Below are 8,390 nucleotides of genomic sequence, written 5' to 3'. Positions count from 1 at the left end.
GCTGCGAGAACGGTTCCGGCTGATAAGCTGGCTGCTGCACCGGAGCCTGCTCCGGCTGATACACGTGCTGCGGCTGCGCGATCGGTTCCGGCTGATAAGCTGGCTGCTGCATCGGAGACGGCTGCGGCTGGTACGCATGCTGCGGCGGTGTCACTGGTTCGGGCTGATAGACTGGCTGAGCGTCGTACCCTGGCAGCGGTTCAGACCATGCCTGCGGAGCAGCGGTATCCTGCGCGGCCACTGCTACCGGATCGGCAATGCTATGGCCGTTCAACAGCGGATCGTATGGGTCAAAATCGCCAGGGCGTGCCGCGCTGACTCCGGAGAACAGAACGTCATCGACATTGGCCGGACGCGCTGCGCTGGAACCAGAAAAGAGCACATCATCAGCGGCAACAGGCGCACCGCTGGCGCTATACTGAATCTCATCTTCCGCATCATCCATCCGCTTACCGGAGAACAGAGCGGCATCAGTTTTACGCCCCATCGGGTTAGCGAATTTTTCGGCCAGGCGCTGGCGGCGGGCTAAGGCGCTGCGTAGAATCCGCGCGCGTCGAGAACCTTGCGGCCTGGCGGGTTCATCATCGTCATATTCTTCTTCATCATCTTCATATTCCCCTTCATCAACCCAGGTGTCGTCACGACGGGTACGGTTGCTGGCAAACGTGAGAACAGAGAGAATCACACCGCCGATTTTTTCGGCAATGCTGACCCAGGACCAGCCGGTAAACAACGTCAATCCGGCCGCCCAGATGCAGAGCAGCGCGATTGTGCCGCCGCTGCTGTGCAGCAGAGGTTGCAGGGTGGTGCTCAGCAGACTGCCGATCACCCCGCCGGAGGCAAAGTACCAGATATCATCAGCGTTGATAGCCGCCAGCCCACAGGACGTGAGAATCAGCGCCAGCGCACCGATCAAACGCAGCGAGACGGCGAAATAATCGATGTACTCGTCGTTTTCCTGATGACGCCAGGCAAACCAGCAGCCGCCGATAATAATGACCGGAATGGTGTAAGCCATTACGCCAAAAATGAAAAATAGCGTATCGGCTAGCCATGCTCCGGGCGTACCGCCTATGTTATGAATAGGCTCGTGCCACGCCGTTTGCGACCAGCTAGGATCCGAGGGATTAAAGCTGAGTAAGGCCGCCATCAACCAGATGGCAAAAAGGGAGCAAAGAATGAGTAATGCCTCAAGGAGACGGCGCCCGCTACTCAGCTTTGTGAACTTGACTTCTTTGTCTTCGGTGTATTCCTGGCTCAAGAAAGGCTCTCCAGGTATCAGGCTGTTTCCTGCCTTCAGCTAAAACGGACAACAGTGCCGGGTCTCCCCGGCACTGTTGCTGTATGGATTAACAGGAGTGTAATCAAACTACGTCGATTTTGCACCTGTTCCGTGTTAGCGCGTCTTAATTACCAGACGATTACTTTGCTTGACTTCTTCCATTACCACATAGGTACGGGTGTCGTTTACGCCCGGCAGGCGCAGCAAGGTCTCGCCCAGTAGTTTACGATACGCAGACATATCCGGCACGCGGGTTTTCAACAGGTAATCGAAATCCCCGGAAACCAGATGACACTCTTGAATTTCTTCAAGTTTTTGCACAGCGGAGTTAAATTGCTCAAACACATCCGGCGCGCCACGATTCAGAGTAATCTCAACAAATACCAGAAGTGATGCATCCAGATAATGCGGGTTGAGCAGCGCTGTATAGCCCTGAATAAAACCCTGTCTTTCCAGTCGACGCACGCGCTCAAGGCAAGGCGTCGGAGAAAGTCCCACCCGTTTAGAAAGCTCGACGTTGGAAATACGCCCGTCTTTTTGCAATTCATTCAAAATATTACGATCAATGCGGTCGAGATCTTTGCCAGGGCGCTTCTTGCTATCTACCATTATTATTGTCTCTCTGTATTCCTTCCCTACTCCTGTTCCGACTCTGAGCCTTCACTGCCAGAGTCCATCCTGTCATTACCCTTACGACGATGGGTAACCCAGGGGTACGTGAGAAGCCCGTTGCCTGACGGCAGTCACCGACATCACGCATGGCGTCTGTCCACACCATGCGTAGATTTCGCTAACCCGGATAAAAATGGCATTTGCGTGCATTAAAATTCGCCACACGCTAAACACTGCTTTTCTTCTTCCATGAATGTTTTCGCAAAAGCACAGGGGATTGTCAAAGCAAAACATCGATTTTTAGTACAAGATGCCAGATATTCATTATCCTCCCCCGTTGATTCTCATGTTTTCCTCTTATAATTGTCCCCCTGACAGTAGAATTAGTTATATTCTTCGTTCGTTAAATCGCCAATTAATCGGCAGCTTCTATTACACATATCGTTAACAAAACTGCCACGCTCTTTTTTTACGTCCACAAATTCCCTACAATCCAGCGCATGTATGCTAATAAATTACGAGGATCTCATGGGCACGGCCAAACACAGTAAACTGCTTATTCTTGGTTCTGGACCTGCGGGATATACCGCTGCGGTCTACGCAGCGCGCGCAAATCTGCAGCCGGTACTGATTACCGGAATGGAAAAAGGCGGTCAACTGACCACCACCACTGAAGTGGAAAACTGGCCAGGCGATCCTAACGATCTGACCGGACCGCTGCTGATGGAGCGCATGCACGAACATGCCACCAAGTTTGAGACCGAAATTATTTTCGATCATATCAACAGCGTCGATCTACAAAACCGTCCGTTCCGCCTGACCGGCGACAGCGGTGAATACACCTGTGACGCCCTGATTATCGCCACCGGCGCATCAGCGCGTTATCTGGGGCTTCCATCAGAAGAGGCATTTAAAGGCCGCGGCGTTTCTGCCTGCGCCACCTGCGACGGTTTCTTCTATCGTAACCAGAAAGTCGCCGTCATCGGCGGCGGCAATACGGCTGTTGAAGAGGCGCTGTATCTGTCCAACATCGCTTCCGAAGTCCATCTGATCCACCGTCGTGACGGCTTCCGCGCGGAAAAAATCCTCATCAAACGCCTGATGGATAAAGTGGAAAGCGGCAACATCGTGCTGCATACCAACCGCACCCTCGAAGAAGTAACCGGCGATCAGATGGGCGTGAGCGGCCTGCGCTTGCGCGATACGCAGAATGCTGACAATGTTGAATCCCTGGACGTTGCCGGGCTGTTCGTTGCTATCGGGCATAGCCCGAACACGGCGATTTTTGCCGGTCAACTGGAGCTGGAAAACGGCTACATTAAAGTTCAGTCCGGCATCCACGGCAACGCCACCCAGACCAGCATTCCTGGCGTCTTCGCTGCGGGTGACGTGATGGACCATATCTATCGTCAGGCGATTACCTCTGCCGGAACAGGCTGTATGGCTGCGCTGGATGCAGAGCGTTATCTGGATGGTTTAGCCGACGCTTGCAAATAATCTTTACAAGTCAGTAACAAAGGTAAAGAAGGCGACGAAAAGTCGCCTTTATTTTTGCCCCGTTGTAACATTGCCGTGCCCAAAAAACTCATAACTACACCTGCTAAGCGCGCAATGAATAAAACCCGTCAACAAGATTTAACCCGTTGGTTAAAAGATCAAAGCATTATCTCCCGTCGCTGGTTGATGATTTCCCGTCTCCTGGGCGTCGTTAGCGGCCTGCTCATCGTTGCTCAGGCCTGGTTCCTGGCGCGGATCCTTCATCGCATGATTATGGAAAATATTCCCGCCACGGCGCTGCTGCTGCCTTTTGTGTTACTGGTGCTGGTCTTTGTGCTGCGCGCCTGGGTTGTCTGGTTGCGTGAAAGAGTGGGTTTTCAGGCGGGCCAGCATATCCGCGTTGAGATTCGCCGCCAGGTTCTGGATCGCTTACAGCAGGCGGGGCCTGCCTGGATACAGGGGAAACCCGCAGGCAGCTGGGCCACGCTGATCCTTGAGCAGATCGACGATATGCATGACTACTATGCTCGCTATTTACCGCAGATGACGCTGGCGGCCAGCATTCCCTTACTGATCGTCATCACTATTTTCCCCATCAACTGGGCCGCAGCGCTGATTCTGTTGGGCACAGCGCCGCTTATTCCTCTGTTTATGGCGCTGGTTGGCATGGGAGCGGCCGATGCCAACCGACGTAACTTTCTCGCTCTGGCGCGCTTAAGCGGCCATTTTCTCGACCGCCTGCGCGGTATGGAGACGCTGAGAATTTTTCATCGCGGTCAAGCAGAGACGGAAAACATACGCGAGGCTTCTCAGGATTTCCGTCAGCGAACAATGGAAGTGCTGCGTCTGGCGTTTCTCTCCTCCGGCGTGCTGGAATTTTTCACCTCGCTCTCGATTGCGCTGGTAGCCGTTTACTTTGGCTTTTCCTATCTGGGAGAGCTCAACTTTGGCCACTACGGCGCCGGTGTGACGTTGATGGCCGGTTTCCTCGCGCTGATTCTGGCCCCCGAGTTTTTCCAGCCGCTGCGCGATTTAGGCACCTTTTATCATGCGAAAGCGCAGGCTATTGGCGCCGCAGATAGCCTGAAGACCTTTATGGAAACGCCGCTGGCGCAGCCAGAACGTGGGGAAAAAGTATTAAGCGATAATGAAATGATTAGCATCGAAGCCCGCGACCTGCTGATCAAATCCCCTGAGGGTAAAGTGCTGGCCGGGCCGCTGAATTTTTCCCTACGCGCTGGCGAGCGCGTGGTGCTGGTTGGGCAAAGCGGCTCCGGTAAAAGCTCGCTATTGAATACGCTAACGGGTTTTCTTCCCTATGAGGGCTCGCTCAAGGTCAATGGCGTTGAGTTGAAGAGTCTGGATGCCGACCGCTGGCGCCGTCTCCTGAGCTGGGTAGGGCAAAATCCGCAACTGCCGGCGGCAACGCTGCGTGACAACGTCCTGCTGTCATGCCCTGATGCCACCGAAGCACAGCTACAGCTTGCGCTGGATAAAGCGTGGGTCAGCGAGTTCCTCTCCCTTCTGCCGCAGGGTATTAACACGCCTGTCGGCGATCAGGCCGGTCGCCTGTCGGTCGGGCAGGCTCAGCGTGTCGCCGTCGCGCGGGCGCTGTTGGTACCCTGCCGCCTGCTGCTGCTGGACGAACCCGCAGCCAGCCTGGATGCCCATAGTGAGCAGCGCGTGATGCAGGCGCTGACCAATGCATCAACGCAGCAAACCACGCTAATGGTTACCCACCAGCTGGAAGGCCTTGCGAACTGGGATGCAATCTGGGTGATGCAGGATGGTCAAATTGTTGAACAAGGCAGTTATTCGCAACTGGCGACCGCAGGCGGCCCTTTTGCAACCCTGCTTGCTCATCGTCAGGAGGAGATTTAAATGCGCGCATTATGGCCTTACCTGGCGCTGTACAAACGACACAAATGGCTGCTGCTGCTCGGTATCGTGCTGGCGATCGTTACGCTGCTGGCCAGCATTGGCTTATTAACGTTATCCGGCTGGTTCCTGTCGGCATCGGCCGTTGTTGGCGTAGCGGGCATCTACAGCTTTAACTATATGTTGCCAGCCGCGGGCGTACGCGGCGCGGCGATCATTCGCACCGCTGGCCGTTATTTTGAGCGTCTGGTCAGCCATGACGCAACCTTTCGCGTCCTGCAGCATCTGCGGGTATTTACCTTCAGCAAACTGCTACCGCTCTCCCCCGCCGGGCTGGCGCGTTTTCGTCAGGGTGAACTGCTTAACCGGGTGGTTGCAGATGTCGATACCCTGGATCATCTCTATCTGCGCGTCATATCGCCGCTGGTAGGCGCGCTGGTGGTAATTCTCGTCGTCACCGTGGGGCTGAGCGTACTGGACGTTACTCTGGCTCTGACCCTGGGCGGTATTATGCTACTTACCCTGCTGGTGATGCCGCCGCTGTTCTATCGCGCCGGTAAGCCCGCCGGTGAAAGCATGACTCATTTCCGCGGGCAGTATCGCCAGCAGTTGACCTCATGGCTGCAGGGGCAGGCGGAGCTGATGCTGTTCAACGCCAGCGATCGTTACCGGCAGCAAATGGTAAAAACCGAAGCGCATTGGCTGGATGCGCAGCGTCGCCAGGCGGAACTGACGGCCCTCTCCCAGGCGCTGATGCTGCTGATTGGCGGAGTGGCGGTTATTACTATGCTGTGGCTCGCCTCAGCAGGCGTTGGCGGCGATACTCAACCGGGCGCGCTGATCGCGTTGTTTGTCTTCTGCGCGCTGGCGGCGTTTGAAGCGCTGGCGCCGGTAACCGGCGCATTTCAGCATCTGGGGCAGGTGATCGCTTCCGCAAAGCGCATCACGCAAATTACCGAACAAGAGCCGGAAGTCGCCTTCACTCAGGGCGAAAGCCAAAAGCTGGATCGCGTTTCGTTGAGCTTAAATCAGGTTACCTTCAGCTATCCGCAGCAGCCCTCCCCTGCGCTGGAGAAAATATCATTGCAGATCGAGGCCGGTCAGCATATCGCCATCCTGGGACGAACAGGCTGCGGTAAATCGACGCTGTTACAGCTGCTGACCCGTGCCTGGGATCCTGCGGAGGGAGAGATATTACTCAATGATCAGCCGCTGACGCAGCTTAACGAAGCGACGTTGCGCCAGGCGATGAGCGTCGTGCCGCAGCGCGTACATCTGTTCAGCGCGACCCTGCGCGACAACCTGCTGCTGGCTTCTCCGGGGGCCAGCGATGCCCGGCTTGCAGAAACGCTTGAACGCGTCGGTTTAGCCAGGTTGCTGGAAGATAGCGGCCTGAATAGCTGGCTGGGAGAAGGTGGTCGTCAGCTTTCCGGCGGCGAGTTGCGCAGGCTGGCTATCGCTCGCGCCCTGCTTCACGATGCGCCGCTGATGCTGCTGGACGAACCTACTGAAGGCCTTGATGCGACGACCGAAAGCCAAATACTTGATTTACTTGCTGAAGTTATGCGTGAAAAAACCGTGCTGATGGTAACTCATCGTCTGCGCGGGCTGGCGCGGTTTAATCAGATAATAGTCATGGACAACGGAAAGATTATTGAGCAAGGTAGTCACGCAGAATTGCTGGCTGAACAGGGGCGTTACTACCAGTTTAAGCAGCGTCTGTAGGCTACTATTGAATCATTGCCTGATGCGTTGAGGTAAAAATGCGGCTGGTTCAGCTCTCTCATCATTCCATCGCCTTCCCCTCCCCGGAAGGCGCTTTGCGCGAACCTAATGGTCTGTTAGCGCTGGGCGGCGATCTTAGCCCGGCGCGGTTACTGATGGCCTATCAGCGCGGTATTTTTCCATGGTTTTCGCCCGGTGACCCAATTCTCTGGTGGTCCCCCGACCCGCGAGCGGTACTGTGGCCGGAGAAATTCCATCTCAGCCGCAGTATGAAGCGTTTTCATCAGCGCTCCCCGTATCGCGTAACGTTGAATCACGCCTTCGGTCAGGTTATTGAAGGCTGCGCCGATCATCGTGATGAGGGAACATGGATAACGCAGGGTATTGTTCAGGCATACCATCAGCTACATGAGCTGGGGCACGCTCATTCTGTTGAAGTGTGGCAGGAAGAGGAATTAGTGGGTGGCATGTACGGCGTTGCGCAGGGGGCGCTGTTTTGCGGAGAATCAATGTTCAGCCGAGCCGAGAATGCCTCCAAAACCGCACTACTGGTCTTTAGCCAGGCGTTTATGCACGATGGTGGAAAATTAATCGATTGCCAGGTGCTAAACAAGCATACGGCTTCGTTGGGCGCAGTGGAAATTCCTCGCCGCGATTATCTCGACTATCTCTCCGTACTGCGGACGTATCGTCTGCCGGAGCGGTTCTGGGTGCCAAGGGTGCTATTTGCAGGAGAAGCATAAATGTTTTCAGCACATTTTTTGTCGGGATGTTATAATTGCGCGGTAGAGTAGCTTCTGCCCGTTGCCCCGCCGCCGTTTGGGAATAATAAGAGTCAGATAACGCCCATCGTTCTGTCACTCCCCCTTTACGTTTGCGCCTGTCGCCCGGTTTATCCGCGTGAATTACGGGCAATGCGCCAAAACTACTTCGGCGATTTGACGTAAAACTTTACATACTTGCTGAACTTCGGCATTATCTTGCCGGTTCAAAACTACGGTAGTGATACCCCAGAGGACTAGATGGCCAAAGAAGACAATATTGAAATGCAGGGCACCGTACTTGATACGCTGCCTAACACTATGTTCCGCGTAGAACTGGAAAACGGTCACGTGGTAACTGCGCATATTTCCGGTAAAATGCGTAAAAACTACATCCGCATTCTGACGGGCGACAAAGTGACTGTTGAGCTGACCCCGTACGACCTGAGCAAAGGCCGCATTGTCTTCCGTAGTCGCTGATCGTTTTCGCGCTTAACGCGCCAGATGCTGAAGGCCGGGATAATTCCCGGTCTTTTCATTTCTTTTATTCTCACGCCGCTTCCCTCTTCGGCTTTGACGGCCCTGTCTCTGCGCCCGTAAAATAATAGCTGGATTGTCCTGGCGAGAAAGGATAC

7 protein-coding genes are annotated in these 8,390 nt (G+C 54.9%); 5 read left to right on the top strand and 2 right to left on the bottom strand.

The genetic code is table 11. From position 1 onward, the window contains the following. Together ABLV75_RS10610 and lrp are read right to left on the bottom strand one after the other, a co-directional pair. The coding region (locus ABLV75_RS10610; protein WP_348854938.1) for a DNA translocase FtsK 4TM domain-containing protein at positions 1-1,261 on the bottom strand (1,261 nt) is incomplete at its 3' end. 135 nt (positions 1,262-1,396) lie between these two features. Further along, positions 1,397-1,891, bottom strand: a complete 495-nt coding sequence (gene lrp / locus ABLV75_RS10605; RefSeq protein WP_002439523.1) for a leucine-responsive transcriptional regulator Lrp — start codon at positions 1,889-1,891, stop codon at positions 1,397-1,399. Between the two features lie 531 nt (positions 1,892-2,422). Here lrp and trxB point away from each other — a divergent pair. The 5 genes from trxB to infA all read left to right on the top strand — a co-directional run bounded on the left by trxB (position 2,423) and on the right by infA (position 8,235). Further along, complete coding sequence (gene trxB, locus ABLV75_RS10600) at positions 2,423-3,391, top strand: thioredoxin-disulfide reductase (protein ID WP_004100637.1); 969 nt, start codon at positions 2,423-2,425, stop codon at positions 3,389-3,391. A gap of 114 nt (positions 3,392-3,505) precedes the next feature. Then, positions 3,506-5,272: a cysteine/glutathione ABC transporter permease/ATP-binding protein CydD gene (gene cydD, locus ABLV75_RS10595; protein WP_004100633.1), complete on the top strand. Its 1,767-nt coding sequence runs from the start codon at positions 3,506-3,508 to the stop codon at positions 5,270-5,272. Further along, the gene (cydC, locus tag ABLV75_RS10590) at positions 5,273-6,994 is read left to right on the top strand and encodes a cysteine/glutathione ABC transporter ATP-binding protein/permease CydC (RefSeq protein WP_004100632.1); all 1,722 of its coding nucleotides are present in this window, start codon (positions 5,273-5,275) and stop codon (positions 6,992-6,994) included. It abuts the gene before it with no gap. 38 nt (positions 6,995-7,032) lie between these two features. Continuing rightward, positions 7,033-7,737: a leucyl/phenylalanyl-tRNA--protein transferase gene (gene aat / locus ABLV75_RS10585; protein WP_004100631.1), complete on the top strand. Its 705-nt coding sequence runs from the start codon at positions 7,033-7,035 to the stop codon at positions 7,735-7,737. 279 nt (positions 7,738-8,016) lie between these two features. Next, complete coding sequence (gene infA, locus ABLV75_RS10580) at positions 8,017-8,235, top strand: translation initiation factor IF-1 (RefSeq protein ID WP_002211347.1); 219 nt, start codon at positions 8,017-8,019, stop codon at positions 8,233-8,235. Positions 8,236-8,390: the final 155 nt, after the last annotated feature.

Source organism: Klebsiella sp. CN_Kp066 (genome assembly GCF_040065135.1).
Lineage (GTDB): Bacteria > Pseudomonadota > Gammaproteobacteria > Enterobacterales > Enterobacteriaceae > Klebsiella > Klebsiella oxytoca.
The sequence above is the reverse complement of the archived record's forward strand: the minus strand, read 5'-3'. Positions and strand labels throughout refer to the sequence as shown.